The organism is Bradyrhizobium sp. U531, from assembly GCF_051710265.1.
GTDB lineage: Bacteria > Pseudomonadota > Alphaproteobacteria > Rhizobiales > Xanthobacteraceae > Bradyrhizobium.
Genome location: NZ_JASVEN010000001.1, coordinates 1,660,759 through 1,677,523, shown reverse-complemented (window position 1 = coordinate 1,677,523; position 16,765 = coordinate 1,660,759). Strand labels below are relative to the sequence as shown.

At 65.9% G+C, this 16,765-nt stretch carries 18 protein-coding genes; 10 read left to right on the top strand and 8 right to left on the bottom strand.

The window, feature by feature from the left end; genetic code table 11:
- Positions 1–26 precede the first annotated feature (26 nt).
- Positions 27–803 (top strand): crotonase/enoyl-CoA hydratase family protein, encoded by a 777-nt coding sequence (locus QRQ56_RS08260; protein WP_438739020.1) that lies wholly within the window; start codon positions 27–29, stop codon positions 801–803.
- On the opposite strand, the gene QRQ56_RS08255 is transcribed toward QRQ56_RS08260, so the two are convergent.
- Positions 804–1,250 carry a DUF1810 domain-containing protein gene (locus QRQ56_RS08255; protein WP_438739019.1) on the bottom strand — a complete coding sequence of 149 codons (447 nt, stop codon included), beginning with the start codon at positions 1,248–1,250 and terminating at the stop codon, positions 804–806.
- A gap of 200 nt (positions 1,251–1,450) precedes the next feature.
- Between QRQ56_RS08255 and QRQ56_RS08250 the strand changes: the two genes are divergently transcribed.
- The 4 genes from QRQ56_RS08250 to QRQ56_RS08235 all read left to right on the top strand — a co-directional run bounded on the left by QRQ56_RS08250 (position 1,451) and on the right by QRQ56_RS08235 (position 5,644).
- On the top strand, positions 1,451–2,416 hold the full coding sequence (locus tag QRQ56_RS08250) for a DUF2778 domain-containing protein (protein WP_438740115.1): 966 nt from the start codon (positions 1,451–1,453) through the stop codon (positions 2,414–2,416).
- A 66-nt stretch (positions 2,417–2,482) separates the two neighbouring features.
- Positions 2,483–2,740: a hypothetical protein gene (locus tag QRQ56_RS08245; protein WP_438739018.1), complete on the top strand. Its 258-nt coding sequence runs from the start codon at positions 2,483–2,485 to the stop codon at positions 2,738–2,740.
- Between the two features lie 184 nt (positions 2,741–2,924).
- Entirely contained in the window at positions 2,925–4,016 is a 1,092-nt protein-coding gene (locus QRQ56_RS08240) for a TRAP transporter substrate-binding protein (protein WP_438739017.1), read from the top strand.
- A gap of 269 nt (positions 4,017–4,285) precedes the next feature.
- Entirely contained in the window at positions 4,286–5,644 is a 1,359-nt protein-coding gene (locus QRQ56_RS08235) for a YadA family autotransporter adhesin (RefSeq protein WP_438739016.1), read from the top strand.
- Positions 5,645–5,653: 9 nt separating this feature from the next.
- On the opposite strand, the gene QRQ56_RS08230 is transcribed toward QRQ56_RS08235, so the two are convergent.
- From QRQ56_RS08230 to QRQ56_RS08205, 6 genes are all read right to left on the bottom strand, one after another.
- Complete coding sequence (locus QRQ56_RS08230; protein ID WP_438739015.1) at positions 5,654–6,436, bottom strand: ABC transporter ATP-binding protein; 783 nt, start codon at positions 6,434–6,436, stop codon at positions 5,654–5,656.
- Entirely contained in the window at positions 6,424–7,479 is a 1,056-nt protein-coding gene (locus QRQ56_RS08225) for a dihydrodipicolinate synthase family protein (RefSeq protein ID WP_438739014.1), read from the bottom strand. Before QRQ56_RS08225 ends, QRQ56_RS08230 begins: the two co-directional genes overlap by 13 nt.
- Before the next feature lie 6 nt (positions 7,480–7,485).
- Positions 7,486–8,307 (bottom strand): GNAT family N-acetyltransferase, encoded by an 822-nt coding sequence (locus tag QRQ56_RS08220; RefSeq protein WP_438739013.1) that lies wholly within the window; start codon positions 8,305–8,307, stop codon positions 7,486–7,488.
- Positions 8,294–9,331 (bottom strand): NAD-dependent epimerase/dehydratase family protein, encoded by a 1,038-nt coding sequence (locus tag QRQ56_RS08215; protein ID WP_438739012.1) that lies wholly within the window; start codon positions 9,329–9,331, stop codon positions 8,294–8,296. The genes QRQ56_RS08220 and QRQ56_RS08215 overlap by 14 nt, the downstream gene beginning before the upstream one ends.
- A gap of 14 nt (positions 9,332–9,345) precedes the next feature.
- A complete protein-coding gene (locus tag QRQ56_RS08210; protein ID WP_438739011.1) occupies positions 9,346–10,116 on the bottom strand; it encodes an ABC transporter permease in 771 nt (256 codons plus the stop codon).
- A gap of 99 nt (positions 10,117–10,215) precedes the next feature.
- Positions 10,216–10,863, bottom strand: a complete 648-nt coding sequence (locus QRQ56_RS08205) for a TetR/AcrR family transcriptional regulator (RefSeq protein ID WP_438739009.1) — start codon at positions 10,861–10,863, stop codon at positions 10,216–10,218.
- A 101-nt stretch (positions 10,864–10,964) separates the two neighbouring features.
- Here QRQ56_RS08205 and QRQ56_RS08200 point away from each other — a divergent pair, with 101 nt between their 5' ends.
- The 5 genes from QRQ56_RS08200 to QRQ56_RS08180 all read left to right on the top strand — a co-directional run bounded on the left by QRQ56_RS08200 (position 10,965) and on the right by QRQ56_RS08180 (position 14,570).
- Entirely contained in the window at positions 10,965–11,981 is a 1,017-nt protein-coding gene (locus tag QRQ56_RS08200) for an ABC transporter substrate-binding protein (protein ID WP_438739008.1), read from the top strand.
- Positions 11,982–12,353: 372 nt separating this feature from the next.
- Complete coding sequence (gene minC / locus QRQ56_RS08195) at positions 12,354–13,052, top strand: septum site-determining protein MinC (RefSeq protein WP_438739007.1); 699 nt, start codon at positions 12,354–12,356, stop codon at positions 13,050–13,052.
- A 19-nt stretch (positions 13,053–13,071) separates the two neighbouring features.
- Positions 13,072–13,887: a septum site-determining protein MinD gene (minD, locus tag QRQ56_RS08190; protein WP_438739006.1), complete on the top strand. Its 816-nt coding sequence runs from the start codon at positions 13,072–13,074 to the stop codon at positions 13,885–13,887.
- Complete coding sequence (minE, locus tag QRQ56_RS08185) at positions 13,884–14,165, top strand: cell division topological specificity factor MinE (protein WP_438739005.1); 282 nt, start codon at positions 13,884–13,886, stop codon at positions 14,163–14,165. Before minD ends, minE begins: the two co-directional genes overlap by 4 nt.
- 219 nt (positions 14,166–14,384) lie before the next feature.
- Positions 14,385–14,570: a hypothetical protein gene (locus tag QRQ56_RS08180; protein ID WP_094974415.1), complete on the top strand. Its 186-nt coding sequence runs from the start codon at positions 14,385–14,387 to the stop codon at positions 14,568–14,570.
- 5 nt (positions 14,571–14,575) lie between these two features.
- Here the strand turns inward: QRQ56_RS08180 and QRQ56_RS08175 are convergent, their stop codons facing one another.
- Entirely contained in the window at positions 14,576–16,687 is a 2,112-nt protein-coding gene (locus tag QRQ56_RS08175; protein ID WP_438740114.1) for a PAS domain-containing protein, read from the bottom strand.
- Positions 16,688–16,765 lie beyond the last annotated feature (78 nt).

Sequence of the window (16,765 nt, the reverse complement as noted above, 5' to 3'; positions counted from 1 at the left end):
GCACGATCAATCATGGAGAGACACGCATGAGCGAAGGACACATTCGGACCGAGACGCACGGCCACGTTCTCAAGATCATCATCGACAATGCCGCGAAGAAGAACGCGTTCACGCCGGCGATGATGGAGCAATTGTCCGATGCGTTGACCGAGCTGCACGACAACGAGACCTACCGCGCCGGGGTGATCTGTGCCGAGGGCAGCGACTTCACCGCAGGTCTGGACATGCCGAAATTCTTCGGGCCGACCGCGGAGAAACGCAGCATCAGGGAAGGCAATGTCGATCCGTTTGGCCTTGCCAAGCGCTGCCGCAAGCCTGTCGTCACGGCCGTACAAGGCATCGTGTTCACCGTCGGCATCGAGTTGATGCTCGCCGGCGACATCGTGGTGGCCGCCGCGGATGCGCGCTTCTGCCAGATGGAATCCAGGCGCGGCATCGCGCCGCTTGGCGGAGCGCATTTCCGCTTCCTGTCGCGCGCCGGCTGGGGCGATGCGATGTATCATCTGTTCCTGTGCGACGAGTTTTCGGCCGAGCGCGCCCGTGCGATCGGTCTCGTTCAGGAGGTCGTTCCGGCAGGCGAGCAGATCGAGCGTGCGATGGCGCTTGCCGCCATCATCGCGCGCAACGCGCCGCTCGGCATCCAGGTCACCAAGGAGGCGGCCGCGACATACATCGAGGCCGGCGAGGCGGCGGCGATCGCCTACATCCCGACAATTCGCGATCGTGTGCTTGATAGCGCCGACGCAAGGGAGGGCATTCAATCCTTCATCGAGCGTCGTGCAGCCGTGTTCCAGGGGCGTTGATCAACCGCGCGAGGCGTTCCCGTCGAGCCTGGCCAGGATATCCAGCGTCGCGCCGTCGCGCTCGCCTGCGAAGTAGCGGGCGAGCGCCTGGTCGAAAACGGGATCGTCGGACATTGCGCCGAACAGCGTCATCGACGAGCGGAATTTGGCGTCGTCCGGCGCGCCGAGGATCGCGTTGATGCTCCGTCCCTGCACGGCGAGCACGAGCTTGGTGCATTCGATCAGGCGCGCCCCGAGCACGGGATGGGCGAGATAGGCCGCCGCCTCGGCACGGGAGCCGATGGCATAGCGCTGCGACACGGCGCTGAGGCCGAGGCCGGCGATCTGCGGGAAGACGAACCACATCCAGTGGCTCTGCTTCCGGCCCCGGGCCAGCTCCCCCTGGACGTCGCGATAAACCGGGCTTTGGGCCTGAACGAAGCGTTCTAGATCGAAAGGATCGGTCATTGGATACCCCAGGGGCGCCTGTTCGGAGCTTGCCGGCCGCGATTATGCCTAACTTTTGGCTCCCAATGTGGTAGCTGGTATAGAGTCTCCGGGTGGGGGTTGGGCCCCCCGGGGGTCGATTTGGGGATCTGATGGTTTCCGACCGCGCACGCGCCGAGAGGCTGTTGTCGCGCCGCCGAATTGGGCGGCCCGAGCGCGTTCTGCTGTCTTTGGCTGCCGTCGCGCTGGCACTTGGTGCCGCTGCCTGGGTCGCTGACATCGGCGATTCGAAATTTGGCGCTTCGACCCCGCTCGTCTCCGCCGCGTTGCCGCCGGCCAATAATTCTTCCTTCGAGGACCGTTTCGCTTCGGCGTCCGGCAATCCGCCGGCGCGGGAGCTCGGCCTGCGGACGCAGGAGCGCTCCGCCCTGAGCGCGGTCCAGCTCAAGCTTCGCGACGCCAAGGCGATGCTGGCCCAGAGGCTCCAGAGCGACGAGTGGCGGTCGAGCCTGACCGACGACGACCGCTCCGTGACCGAGGAGACGAGGCCGGCGCAGCGCGCTGACGCCGTCCCGATGCCGCGCTCGCGCCCGGCGCAGGCGGACTTCTCAGCCCAGATCGCGTCAAGCCAGGCTTATGCCGACACCAATCCCAGGGTCGACAACCGCAACTTCTTCGAAAAATTCACCGACAAGATCCGCCTGGCGTCGCTGACGCCCGGTGACGGCCTATTCGGCAAGGCGCCGGATCTCGCCGCTCTCGGCTACGATTCCCGTACCGCGGTCTACGACATCAAGGCCAAGGCGCTGTACCTGCCGAGCGGCATCGCGCTGGAAGCCCATTCGGGCATGGGCGCACTGATGGACGACCCCGACCACGTCGATCAGCGCATGGTCGGCGCGACCCCGCCCGCGATCTACGATCTGAAGCCGCGTGAAAAGCTGTTCCACGGCATCAGGGCGCTGCGCCTGACACCAACCGAGGGCACCAGCGCGCTCGGCCGGGTCGGCCTCCTGACGCACAGCTACATGCTGGGCCCGCGCGGCGATTCCAACGGCTGCGTCTCGATCAAGGACTATGATCGGTTCCTCAAGTCCTGGGACAATGGCGAGTTCAACCGTCTTGTCGTGGTGCCGAGCCTGAGCGGGGCGGCGACCGCCTCGCAGCGCGCGAGCACCGACTCCTGATATTCGCCTGTGACGGCGGGGCTGCCGTTTCCCCTTCGTTAAGCCGTCATCGTCCAGAAGCAGCCCATGAGTGATCCATCAAGTTCCGAGACCCCGCTGCGTACGACGTTCAAGATCAAGCTGAACGGGGACACGCTGGCGATCGCGACGGTCGGACAGGCCTACCAATTCCTCACAAACTTCAAGTCGGTCGAGTGGATGGAATTCCGCTCGCTGCATGAGGACGCCGTCGCGGCCCTGGAAGACGCGGCTGGTAACGCGATGCTGGCGGTGCAGGCCACCAATGCCGTGCGCGCACTTTTCGTCAGCGCAAAGCTGCTCTGAGGATCGCTCGTAGCCCGGATGAAGCCATCGGGCGGCGCTCCGCGCCGACGTTGGCTCCACCCCGGCTACAGGCCATCAGCCGTTCTGTCGCATCTTGAACTCTGCTTTGGGAACGGGCAAACGATCCGCCAGGATCGTCGCTGCAAGCCCATATGTTTGAACCTTACTTTCAGGAGAGCTCATCATGAAACGCCGTACATTCCTCAAGGGCGGCGCGGTCGCCGGCGCGACGACGCTGGTTGCTGCACCTGCGATCGCGCAGAGCGCGCCCGAGATCAAATGGCGCCTGACCTCGAGCTTCCCGAAGTCGCTCGACACCATCTACGGCACGGCTCAGACCTTCGCGAAATATATCGCCGAGGCCACCGACAACAAATTCCAGATCCAGACCTTTGGCGCCGGCGAGATCGTCCCGGGCCTGCAGGCGCTCGACGCCGTCAACACCGGCTCGGTGGAGATGGCGCAGACCCCGCTGTATTTCTACATCGGCAAGGAGCCGGCGCTGGCCTATGCCACCGGCGCGCCCTTCGGCATGAACCACCGCCATCAGGAATCCTGGTGGCACTTCGGCGGCGGCGCCGATCTCACCAACGAAGCGCTCAAGCCGTTCAAGGCGCACGCGATCCTCTGCGGCAATTCCGGTACCCAGATGGGCGGCTGGTTCCGCAAGGAAATCAAGACGGTCGACGACCTCAAGGGCCTCAAATTCCGCATCGCGGGCATGGGCGGCCATGTGCTGGCCAAGCTCGGCGTCGTGCCGCAGCAGATCGCGGGCGGCGACATCTATCCGGCGCTGGAAAAGGGCACCATCGACGCGGTCGAGTTCGTCGGTCCCTATGACGACGAGAAGCTCGGCTTCCACAAGGTCGCCAAGTATTACTACTTCCCCGGCTGGTGGGAAGGCGGTGCCATGCTGCACATGATCGTCAACGACGAGAAATGGGCGTCGCTGCCCAAGCAGTATCAGGCGATCGTCAACCAAGCGGCCTCGGCCGCCGGCGCCTGGATGGTCGAGAAATACGACAGCGTGAACCCCGCGGCACTGAAGCGGCTGATTGCCGGTGGCGCCGAGCTGAAGGCGTTCCCGCAGCCGGTGATGGAGGCCTGCTACAACGCGACCCAGGAGCACCTGAACGAGCTCGCCGCCAAGAGCGACCTGTTCAAGCGGACCAAGGAAAGTCACGACGCGTATATGAAGGAGCTGCTGTTCTATACGCAGATCGCGGAAAACTTCTACGACAACTACCTGCTCAGCAAGATGCGCAACAAGACCTGAGCGTGAGGAGGGCGCGGCCGTCTCGCCGCGCCCGGCTCTTGCAGGGTGGGCCAAGGCGCATTGGCGCCGTGCCCACGACTGCCCCGCGTTTCGCAAATGGGTGGGCACGCTCCGCTTTGCCCATGGCACTATCCAGCGATGCATCTCGGCAACATCCTGCCGGAAAGCGATGAGGCGCTGCCGGCCTTCGGGCTTCTTCAACCGTACGGTTGATGTGCGGCTTTCGCCCTTCCTCCAGACCTTGCGACAAGCAGGGAATGGAGTCGAAAATGACCTTACCGAACAGCATCATCGCCGGGATCGGCAGCAGGGGGCGCCACCCGCTGGCCTCTTGCCTTTCTATCCTCCTCGCGACCACCTTCCTGCACACCGGTTCCGCGCTTGCCGCCGACTATTCGGCCGGCGGCGGCGTCAACAACGCTCCCTCCGGCTTTGCCACGGCGGTGGGGCCGAGCGCGACGACAGAGGGGATCTTCGCCTCGGCCTATGGCTACTCATCCAACGCGACCGGCAATGCCGCGGTGGCGATCGGCGCGTTGTCCGGCGCGACGGGCGACCAGGCAACCGCGATCGGCAACGGCGCCGCCGCCACGGGCCTGTCGGCCAGCGCCTACGGTGACAACGCGACCGCAACGGGCGCCGGAGCCATTGCAGCCGGCTCGCACGCAACCGCAAGCGGCGCCAGTGCAACGGCGGTCGGCCAATCGGCCATTGCGAACGGCCCGACGGCCACGGCGACGGGCGCAAGCAGCTTCGCATTCGGCACCTCAGCCACGGCAACGGGCGCGAGCGCCAACGCAAACGGCAACAACGCCACCGCGACCGGCGCCAACAGCTCCGCCAATGGTGACACCGCGACGGCCACGGGCCAGAACAGCAGGGCGAATGGTCAATACGCCACCGCCAACGGTGCCAACAGCTTCGCCAATGGCGGCTCGGCCAGTGCTTACGGTCAGGGCAGCATCGCGACGGGCACCCGGGCCACGGCCATCGGCGAAACCAGCAGCGCCAACGGCAATTTCGCAACGGCGCTCGGCAGTAACGCCATTGCGACCGGCAACACCGCAACGTCGGTCGGTGTCTTCAGCAATGCCAACGGCGAGGGGACCGTTGCGGTCGGAACGTCGAGCAATGCGGCTGCGACAAATGCCACTGCGCTCGGCGCGGGCGCGACCGTATCGGGAACCAATTCCGTCGCGATCGGCGCCGGATCGATCGCGACCGCTGCCAACACCGTGTCGTTCGGTTCGGCCGGCAACGAGCGGCGTCTCACCAATGTCGCGGCCGGCGTTGCCCCGACCGACGGCGTCAACATGAGCCAGCTCGCCGGCGTGACATCAGGATTTCAATCGCAGCTCGGTTCGCTCCAGGCGCAGATCGGCAACAACCAGACCGAGGCGCGTCGCGGCATCGCCGCCGCGGTCGCCGCCGCAAGCGCGCCGATGCCGTCCGCGCCGGGCAAGACCACCTGGCAGGTGCGCGGCTCGGCCTTCCGCGGCGAAGGAGGCTTTGGTTTCGGCTTCGCGCATCGGCTCCGAACCGCGATGCCGCTCAACATCGTCGGCGGTTACGGCAATGGCGGCGGCACCGAGCACACGGCCTATGTCGGCGTCGGCGGGGAGTTTTGAGGAGGCGCCTCAGGCGGCGCCCAAACCCAGCTTCGCATAGATCCTTCGTGCATAGACACCGAACGCATCGGTCGTCTTGAGCGGAAGGTCGCGCGGGAAGGGCAGGTCGATCGGAAAGTAGTCGGCCATCCTGGCCGGCCCCGCGGTGAGCACGGCGCAATGCGACGACAGGAACACCGCTTCCTGGATCGAATGCGTCACGAAGATGATGGTCTTGCCGCTCTCGCGCCAGATCCGCAGCATCTCCAGGTTCATCTGCTCGCGCGTCAGCGCATCCAGCGCGCCGAACGGCTCGTCCATCAGGATCAGCCTGGGATCGTGGATGAAGGCGCGCGCAATGGCGGTGCGCTGCTGCATGCCGCCCGAGAGCTGCTGCGGATATTTCTGTTCATGACCGGCGAGGCCGACCAGGTTGAGCAAATCGCGCGCCCGCTCGCGCGCGGCCTTCATCGGCAGGCCGACGATCTCGGCCGGCAGCAGCACGTTGTCGAGGATGGTCCGCCATTTCAGCAGCAGAGCCTGCTGGAACACCATGCCGATGTCGCGGCTCGGATCGAACGGGCTCGTGTCGTTGCCGATCCTCACCGTGCCGCCGTCGGCGCCGTGCAGGCCGGCCAAAATCTTCATCACCGTGGTCTTGCCGCAGCCGGACGGGCCGACCAGTGAGACCAGCTCGCCTTCCTGCACGTCCATCGTGACGTCGGACACGGCGAGGAATTCAGCGCCGCCGCTGCGGTAGACCTTACGGACGCCTTGCAGGCTGATGAAGGGTTTGGAGCTCATGCCAGCCATTTGCTTAGGTTGCCCGCGACGAAGGCGTCGTCGCTGAGGTCGGCATGCTCGCTGCAGACGCGGTCGATCTCGTCCTGCTGGCCGGGGCTGAGGCCCTCGTTCGGATCGAGGCACCACAGGCCCTTCATCAACCCCTGGCGCCGCAGGATCTCGTGGCAGCCGGCGATGCAGCCGTGAAAATTGTTGGCGACGTCGAAGAAGGCGCTGTTGCAATCGGTGACGCGGGCATCGAGCGCGAGGAGATCGGCGGGAACGCTGTCCTTGTGCCGTGCCGCCTTGCAGCGCTCGAAGTGTTTGATGGCGCTCGCGGTCCACACCGACCAGTGACCGAGCAGGCCACCCTTGAAGTAGGTGCGCGTGGTGACGCCCTTGTCGCGGAGGTCGAAGGGCAGCATCAGGTCGAGCAGGATGTGATCGTCATTGCCGGTGTAGAGTGCGACGCGGTCGAGCGCGCCCGCGGCCGCGACGCCGCGCAGCACATCGAGCGTGCGGTAGCGGTTGAAGGGGGCGATCTTGATGGCGATGACGTTGTCGATCGAGGCGAAGCGCTGCCAGAACCGGCTCGACAGCACCACGCCGCCGACGGCCGGCTGGAGATAGAAGCCGACCAGCGGGATCTCGGCAGCCACCGCCGTGCAGTGCGCGATGATTTCGTCCTCGGAGCCGCTCTTCATCGCGGCGAGGCTGAGCAGGCCGGCGTGATAGCCGATGTCGCGCGCGGTACGGGCCTCGGCGGTCGCTTGCGCGGTCGGGCCGGCAAGGCCCGCGACCATTGCGAGAGGACGCTTGGTCCAGCTCGCGGCCGTTTCGGCGGCGAGCTCCAGCACGGGGCGATAGAGGCCGACATCGCGGATCGCGAATTGCGTGGTGTGCACGCCGACGGCAAGGCCGCCGGAGCCCGCGTCGACGTAATAGCGCGTCAGCGCGCGCTGATGCGTCTTGTCGAGCTGGCGCTCGGCGGTGAGCGCCAGCGGATGGGCGGGCATAACGGTGCCCTCGGCAATCAGCTTGCGGACGTCGCTGTTGATCTGGCTGTGGTGCATGAGGTCCTATCCGAATTCGGGGCCGGCGACGGCGAATGGCATGTCTTCACCTGCGGCAGTGGCGGGGCCGAACCGCATGCGCTGGAACGGCCGCTCGATGGTCCAGCCGGAGGCGGTCAATCCGTCCATGAACGCGGCCTGCGAGGCGACGGCGTCGAGCAGCAGTGGGCTCGTCTCGGAGCGCGTGATCTGGTCGACCAGCACCAGAGCTGCCGCGGCATTGTCGGCCAAAAGGGGGCCGATATGGCGGGCGGTGCGGCCATCGCGTACCAGCGCAATGGCGCCGTTCGCAGCGACGATGAGGGAGCCTGCGCGTTGGGCGAAGGCCGAGAGGAGCGCGGTCCGGTCGAACCCGGTGGCGCGCCGGTCCCGCTCGGCCAGCTCTTCGAGCGTCGCGGACGATGATGGCGGCAGTTCGGCTCGCCCAGGCCGCGTCAGCTTCAGGCGGCGCAATTGCAGCGTCGGCGTGAAGCCGAGGGGGCCATAGACGGCGGCGCCGTCAGGCGTGGCGTCGAGCCAGCTGGTCAGGCCGTTCTTGCGTGCGGTTTCGAGGCAGGCATCGACAAGGCGCGTCGCGAGGCCGCGGCGGCGGTGCGTGCCCGACACCAGCACCATGCTGATCCAGGCGTTGTTGCCGGAATAGGGCAGCAGCGCTGCGGTTGCGACCAGCCGCATACCGTCGCGAATGCCGAACACGATTCCGTCGCGCAGGAAGATGCGCCAATCCTCCTCGGTCTGGTTCCAATGCGCTTCCGACGACAGCGCCAGCCCGGCGATTGCATCGTCGACGCTAAGCTTGAGGATAAGCGGAGCGTCAGTAACGGCCATCGCGCACCTCGTATTTGGTGGGCTTGCCGAGGCTCGGCATGGCGCGCGCGACCCAGTCGGCGGTCCAGGCGATCAACTGCTCGGTATCGACGACCGGAAGGCCGAACAAGTCCACTGCTTTCGACGTGTCAGTGAGCCACGCTGTCGGCTGCTCTTCGCCGACAAGAACCGGCGCGCGGCCGAAGCCGGCGCCGAATTTCTGGGCGAGATCGCGCACCGACAGGATCTCGTGGCCGCTGACATTGATCGGCGAGGTCGGCGCGGTGCAATGCGCGAGGCACCGCAGCGCCTGCGCGGACGCATCGCCCTGCCAGATGAAGTTGACATGGCCGAGGCTGACGTCGATCGGTGTGCCCATCAGCACCTTGGTCGCGATGTCGTGCAGCACGCCGTAGCGCATGTCGATCGCGTAATTGAGGCGGAACAGGCGGCCGGGCGTTTCGAACTTGCGCGAAAAATATTCGAACATGCGCTCGCGGCCGACGCAGGACTGGGCGTACTCGCCGGGCGGGTTCGGCGCCATCTCCTCGGTCGAGCCTTTGCCGCTGACGGACACGAACGGATAGACGCAGCCGGTCGAGAACGCCACGATGCGCGAGGACGGAAAGCCCTGCGCGACCAGCGCCGGCACATGCGCGTTCATCGCCCAGGTCAGCGACAGATCACCCTCGGCACCGAACTTGCGGCCGGCCATGAAGACGATGTTCGGAGCCTTCGGCAATCCCGCGATCGCCGCCTCGTCCATCAAATCGCAATTGATGGTTTCGACGCCGCGCGCGTGCAGCCAGTCCTTCACGCCGGCCTCGCTGAAACGGGCGACACCGATGACGCGGCGATCGGGCACGGCGGCCTTCGCAAGGCCCGCCAGCGTCGGGCCCATCTTGCCGCCGACGCCGAGGATCATGATGTCGCCTTCGACCTTGGCGAGGTCGTCGATCAGCGCCTGGGTCGGCCGGCACAGCAGCTCGTCGAGCGCCGCGATATCGGGGATGGTCTTCGGCAGGGTCTCGCGGGTGAGCAGCATGGAGCGATCCTTCGTTAGCTTTGTCTGGCGTCGCCGACCACGAACATGCGTTCGAGGGCGAGCACCAGGCCGTAGAGAGCGACCCCGAGCAGCGTCAGCAGCACGACCGCCATCACCATCGCGGGCGTGTCGAGCGAGGACTGCACCTGGATCATGAGGTAGCCGAGCCCGCGCTCGGAGGCGATGAACTCGCCGACGATGGCGCCGGCGACGGCGAGGATGGCGCCGACCTTCATGCCGGAGAACACGTAAGGCAGCGATCCCGGCAACTGGATCTTGCGGAACAGCGTCCAGCGCGAGCCGCGCAGCGATTTGACGAGATCGAGCAGGTCAGGCTCGACCTCGCGCAGGCCCCGCGCGGTGGTGAGCAGGATCGGGAAGAAGCAGATGCTGAAGGCGATCAGGATGTTCGGGACGATGCCGTAGGAGAACCAGACGATCAGGAGCGGTCCGAGCGCGACCTTCGGGATCATGTTCAGCGTCACGAACAGCGGCAGCAGCACCATGCTGAGCAGCGGTGCCCAGCTGAAGATCACCGCGAGCGCGACCCCGACGAAGGCGCCGAGCGCGAAGCCGCCGAGGATCTCGATCGCCGTCACCAGCGTGTTGGCGCCCCAGGCGTAGCTCGCGGTCCCCAGGGTCTGCACGGTCGCCAGCGGGGAGGGCAGGATGAATTTCGGTACGTGGAAGGCATCGACCGCGACTTGCCACAGCACGAGCACGGCGAGGTGCACGACCAGGATGATCGCAAAGCTGCGCCAGCTGCGTGCCCCGTCTCCTGCCACCGGTTGCTCCCTGTTGGCGCGGCCGCGATGCCGCAAATCTTCAGTTTCAGCAATCGCAAGCCTAGCCGGCCTCGGAGCAAGTTTCAACCAGTTGGTTGATTAGGGCCGGAGCGACTGCAGCACGAGGTCGGCGACGTGCCGGCGGCGGGCCTGCCGCTGGGGTCGGCTCGACAAGTCCTTGCCGAAGATCGCCGACAGCGTCGGGGTGTTGGAGAAGAAGAAATAGCTGAGGCCCGCAATGGAGATATAGAGCTGGACCGGATCGATCCCCTTGCGGAACACGCCCGCCCGCACGCCTTCGTGGAGGATGTGAGAGACGCTCCTGACCAGCGGGGAATGCATCGCTTCCAGCCGCGTCGAGCCGCGGACGTGGCGGGCGCCGCCGCGGTTCTCGTCGTTCAAAAGCACGATAAAATCAGGATTTGCGGCGAGGTGATCGAACGAGGCCTCGATCAGCCGGCGGATCGCCTTCTCCGGCGGCAGGCCTTCGAGATTGAGCTTCCGTTCCTGCTCGCGGATGTCCTCATAGACCCATTCGAGCACCGCGAGGTAGAGCGCGTCCTTATCGCCGAAATAGTGGTAGACCAGCTGCTTGTTGACGCCGGCGCGCATCGCGATCTCGTCGACCCGGGCGCCGGCAAAGCCGTGCCGGGCGAACTCCTGGCGGGCCGCGGTGAGCAGCTTCTTGCGGGTGGCGACGGGATCGCGCCGCTGCGGCACGGTGTCGCCAGATCGTTTTGCGGACATTTCCAACCAAACAGTTGACAAGTTGAGGACGGGCTTGTTGCATTGGTATCCTCACAGGGGGAGAGCGACAAGCCGGGTCGCTGGCAATGAGGAGAGATGCGATGAAGCGTTTGCAGGCGGCGGGCTCGGCCCTGGTCTTGTCTCTGATGCTCGGTGTGGCCGCCGTGCCCGCGCAGGCGGGCGAGGCGGTCAATCTGATCCTGAACTGGACGCCGACGGCCGATCACTCGCCATATTATTACGCCAAGGCGCAAGGCTGGTACGAGAAGGCAGGCATCGACCTCACCATCGAGATCGGCAAGGGCTCCGGCGTCTCCGCCGCCAAGGTCGGCTCCGGCGGCTCGCCCTTCGGCGTCGCCGATCTCGCCACGATGCTGGTGGCCAAGAGCAAGGGCGCCGATACCGTCGCGGTGATGAGCGTCTATGCCAATACCGGCCAGACCTTCTACTGGCTGAAGAGCTATGGCGTGAACGGCGTGAAGGACTTTGCCGGCCACAAGATCGGCAATCCGCCCGGGGACGCCTCGCGCGTGATGTGGCCGGCCTTCGCCAAGGCCGCAGGACTTGCCCCGGACTCCGTCGGCTTCGTCAATGTCGGACCGACCGCGAAGATCGCGGCGCTGAAGAGCCACACCGTCGACATCATCAGCGACTTCTACAACGAGCACGATCTGAAGGTGATCGAGTTCGGCCAGGACCTCGGCTACGTCAACTGGAAGGACATCGGGCTCAATCCTTACGGCAATTCGCTGATCGTCAACGGCGCCTATCTGCAGAAGAATCCGAAGGTCGTCGAGGACTTCGTGCGCGTCACGCAAAAGGCCTTTGCGGCCTGCGTCGCCGACGTCACGCCGTGCCTGAAGGCGCTGCTGGATAACGTCTCCGGCCTCGACAAGGAGAACCAGGAGCGCCAGTGGGAGCGCATCAAATTCCTGATGACGGACGAGTTCACCACGACCAAGGGCCTCGGCTGGATCGACGGCGAGCGGATGAAGAAGGACTATGATCTGGTCCAGACCTATCTCGGCATGGAGAAGCCGTTCGACGTCACCACCGCGTTCACGACGAAGATGCTGGATCCGAGCATCAAGATGGATGCGAGCAAGGTGAAGAAGTAGGGACTCTCTGCTCGTCATTGCGAGCGTAGCGAAGCAATCCAGAATCTTTCCGCGGAGACGGTCTGGATTGCTTCGTCGCCAGAGCTCCTCGCAATGACGTTGTGAGAGGAGCGCTCTGCTTCTCGTGCCCCGGACGCCGCGCAGCGTCCCTTGACGGTGCGCTGCAGAGCCGGGGCCCATTGTGCCGTGAGCATGGTCCGGGCGGTTTGGGTCCCGGCTCTGCGCAGCAGCGTTGCACGCTGCAGCGCGTCCGGGACACGAGACTGCCCCGGCGCCTCCATCCCCCCACGTAATCCCACGGAGAATTAACCAGCCGTTAACCATATCCGCCGCATCGTTAACCATTCAATAACAGGGAACGAGTCGGCCGCTATGGAGGCTGCAGTCAAACCTCAACGCCAAATGGTGCGCCTGCGCGGGCGCTCCTATGTGGCCTTCGTGTTTACGCCGACGGTTCCAGTGCAGGATTGGCTGCACGAGATCGACGCCACCATTGCGCGCTCGCCGGGGTTCTTCGCCGGACGGCCCGTGGTGATTGACCTGTCCTCCGTCGATCTCAGCCAGGCCGGCATCGGCCATCTGCTCACCAGCCTGCAGGACCGCAATATCCGCGTGCTCGGAATCGAGGGCGTGGAGGAGGCGCGGCTGACGGCGATGATGCCGCCGCTGCTGTCGGGCGGGCGGAGCTGCGTGGTCGAGCCGACCGCGCCGAAGAAGCCCGAGGCGAAGTCCGAGACCAAGCCGGGCTCGCTGCTGCTGGAGGCGCCGGTGCGCTCGGGGCAGACCGTGATCTTTCCGGACGGCGACGTCACCATTCTCGGCTCGGTCGGATCCGGCGCGGAAGTCGTCGCCGGCGGTTCGATCCACGTCTATGGCGCGCTGCGCGGCCGCGCCATGGCGGGCGTGAACGGGCACACCAGCGCGCGCATCTACTGCCAGAAGATCGAGGCCGAACTGCTTGCGATCGATGGATTTTACCAGACCGCCGACGATATCGACGCCGCGCTTCGCGGCCGGCCCGCGCAGGCCTTTCTGCAGGGCAACACCATGCGAATTACCGCGCTGAACTGACCAGAAGGAGATTTCAGAAATGGCCAAGGTACTGGTCGTGACATCAGGCAAGGGCGGGGTCGGAAAGACCACGACGACCGCCGCCCTGGGAGCGGCGCTGGCGCAGCGCGGCGAGAAGGTCGTCGTCGTCGATTTCGACGTCGGCCTGCGCAACCTCGACCTCGTCATGGGCGCCGAGCGACGCGTCGTGTTCGACCTCATTAACGTGGTGCAGGGCGTTGCGAAACTCCCGCAAGCGCTGATCAAGGACAAGCGCCTGGAAAACCTCTGGCTGCTGCCGGCCTCGCAAACCCGCGACAAGGACGCGCTGACGGAAGAGGGCGTCGGCAAGGTCATCGACGAGCTGCGCGCCCGCTTCGACTGGGTGATCTGCGACAGCCCGGCCGGCATCGAGCGCGGCGCTTCCATGGCGATGCGCTTTGCGGATGAAGCCGTGATCGTCACCAATCCGGAAGTCTCTTCGGTGCGCGATTCCGACCGCATCATCGGCATGCTCGATTCCAAGACCGTGCGGGCCGAGAAGGGCGAACGCGTCGAGAAGCACATTCTCATCACGCGTTACGATCCCTCCCGCGCCGCGCGCGGCGAGATGCTGACCATCGAGGATATCCTCGAGATCCTCGCAACGCCCTTGCTCGGCATCATCCCCGAGAGCCAGGACGTGCTGCGCGCCTCCAACGTCGGCACGCCGGTGACGCTGTCGAACGCCGACGGCGCCCCTGCACGGGCCTATATCGACGCGGCACGCCGTCTCTGCGGCGACACCGTGCCGATGCAGGTGCCGACCGAGCGCAAGGGCTTCATGGATCGTCTGCTGCGACGGAGGGCTGCATGAGCATGGGTCTGCTTCGGCTTCTCCGCGGCAACAAGGCATCTGCACCGGTCGCGCGCGAACGGCTGCAGATTCTGCTTGCCCATGAACGCGGAATGCGCGGCCAGCCCGATCTGCTCGGTGTGCTGCGTGAGGAAATTCTCGCCGTGGTCTCCAAGCACGTCACGCTGGATCCGACCAAGGTCATCGTACGGCTCGATCGCGGCGACGAGGTCTCGACCCTCGAGGTCGATATCGAGGTGCCCAACGATTTCGAGCGCAAGAAAGTGGCGGTCGCGTAGGGGACTAAACGCGACTGACGACAACCTGCTTTGGGGTGGGTGAGAAGGCGGTCCGCCGGGCATGGCGGGCCGCCTTTGTTTTTTGCGGGCCGTTCAGGTTCCTCGGACTGTCGATGTGATCGGCCCCGGCCGGAACGGGCCGTGCGGCGAGATCGTTGTCAGGAATCCCCGGGGCGCCGAGCCGGGCGCCCGCGGTTTCCTCATAACGGGAGAAGCGCAATGATGTCCGAGGTCCAGGTCCACACCGTCGCGCGGCAGATGCTCGAACAGCACGGTTTTGCTGCGATCGCGAAGGCTGCGGAGCAGGCCCAGGCCTGCGAGGGCCGCGGCGAGGCCGACGAGGCCAAGGAATGGCGTCACATCGCCGACGCCATGAAGATCATGCGGGGGCCGGCCCATAGTTGAGCGGCTCAAGCCCGGCCAGTTCCATCCTTGATCATGTCGAGGATTCGGGTGGCCAGCGCCTCGACCACGAACGGCTTTGTCAGCACCTGCATGCCCGGGGCGAGCTGGCCGTTGCCGATGATGGCATTCTCGGCATAGCCGGTGATGAACAGCACGTTCAGCGCCGGCCGCGTCGTGCGTGCGGCATCCGCGAGCTGGCGGCCGTTCATGCCGCCGGGCAGGCCGACATCGGTCACGAGCAGGTCGATCTTCGCATCCGTTTGCAGGATGCCGAGGCCGGTCGGCCCGTCATGCGCTTCCAGCACGTTGAAGCCGATATCCTCCAGTGCGTCCGCGACCAGCATGCGGATTGAAGGCTCGTCGTCCACGATCAGGATGGTGTGGCTCGCCTGCGAGCGCACCGTCTGCCGGGTGGAAGGTAGTGACGGCTTGTCGGCCTCCTTGCCGTAATGGCGCGGCAGATACAGGCACATGGTCGTGCCCTGGCCAACCTCGGAATAGATCCGGACCTGGCCGCCGGACTGGCGGACGAAGCCGTAGACCATCGAGAGCCCGAGGCCGGTGCCCTGGCCTATCGGCTTGGTCGTGAAGAAGGGATCGAAGGCGCGCGCGATCACCTCGGGCGTCATGCCGACGCCGGTGTCGGTGACGCAGAGCGAGACGTATTGGCCGGGGCTCAAGTCGCGCTCGGCGGCGGCATGCTCGTCGAGCCAGCGGTTGGCGGTCTCGATCGTGAGCCGGCCGCCTCCCGGCATCGCGTCGCGGGCGTTGATGCAGAGGTTGAGCAGGGCATTCTCGAGCTGCGAGGCATCGATCAGCGTCGCCCACATTCCGCCGGCGGTGACGACCTCAACCGCGATCTCCGGGCCGACTGTCCGCCGGACCAGCTCCTCCATGCCCATTACGAGACGGTTCAGGTCGGTCGGCCTGGGATCGAGCGTCTGCCGCCGCGAGAAGGCCAGCAGACGGTGCGTCAGGGCAGCGGCGCGCTTGGCGGCGCCCTGCGCGGCCGTCACATAGCGGTCGATGTCCTTGATGCGGCCTTGGCCGAGCCGGATCTGCAGCAGTTCCAGCGAGCCGATGATGCCGGTGAGCAGATTGTTGAAATCGTGCGCGAGCCCGCCGGTGAGTTGACCGACCGCCTCCATCTTCTGCGACTGCCGCAGCGCTTCCTCGGCCTCGCGCAGCCGCTCCTGCTCCTTCAGACGGTCCGTCACGTCGTAGCTGAACTGGTAGGCGCCGAGCGGCCGGCCGTTGCTGTCGCGCAGGCAGTTGAAGCGCATCTCGTAGAAGCGGCGGGCCCGTCCGGCCGCGCCGAACTCGGCGACCTCGACGAAGGCTTCGCCGGCGAGCGCCCGCGACCAGAGAGCGCGGACGGCATCGCGGTGCTCGGGTTGATCCTCAAGCAGCTCAAGCATGTTGTCACCGACCTTCGGCAAGATGCCGTAGATGCGGTGGAATTCGCGCGCCGCGGCGCCGTTGATCGCAAGCCAGCGAAAGTCGGGATCGACGACCTGGACGAAGGCATCGGTGCCCTCGACGAGGTCGGCCATCAGCTTGCGCTCGGCCAGTGCCGCCACGACGCGCGCTTCGAGCGTCTCGTTGAGCTGCTGCAGGGCCCGCTCGGCGCGCTTGCGCGGCGTGATGTCCTGAAACAGCACGGCGACCTGCTTGCGGCTGGCGGGCTCGACGCGAAAGGCGGCGAGCTCGAGGTGGCGGCCGGTGGCGACCAGCTCTCGCTCGAAGCGGATCGGTTGGCCCGTCAGCAGCACACCACGATAGAGCTCCACCCAGCCGCCGGCCTCGTCCGGGACCATCTCCCGGACCTTCTGGCCGACCACATTGGGAATGCCGGCGTGCTGGGTATAGGCGGGGTTGGCCTCGACGTGGACGTAGTCGCTGAGCGGTCCGTGTGGCCCATCGAAGAACTCGATGATGCAAAAGCCTTCGTCGATCGAATTGAACAGCGTTCGATAGCGTTCCTCGCTCTCGGCCAGCGCGGATTCCGCCCGGCGGCGCAGCGACTGGTCGGCTGCCCCGAGGGCCTTCAGGCGGGCGTTTTCCTCCTCCAGCGCCTGTAGACGGCGTTGCAGGTCCTCAAACTCGATCGAATCCACAAGCGCTCGCGGGGTTGGCTCTTCCAAGGGCCGCTCCTCGGCCCTGCCACGATATGGAACGGGCAGACGCACCGTGGC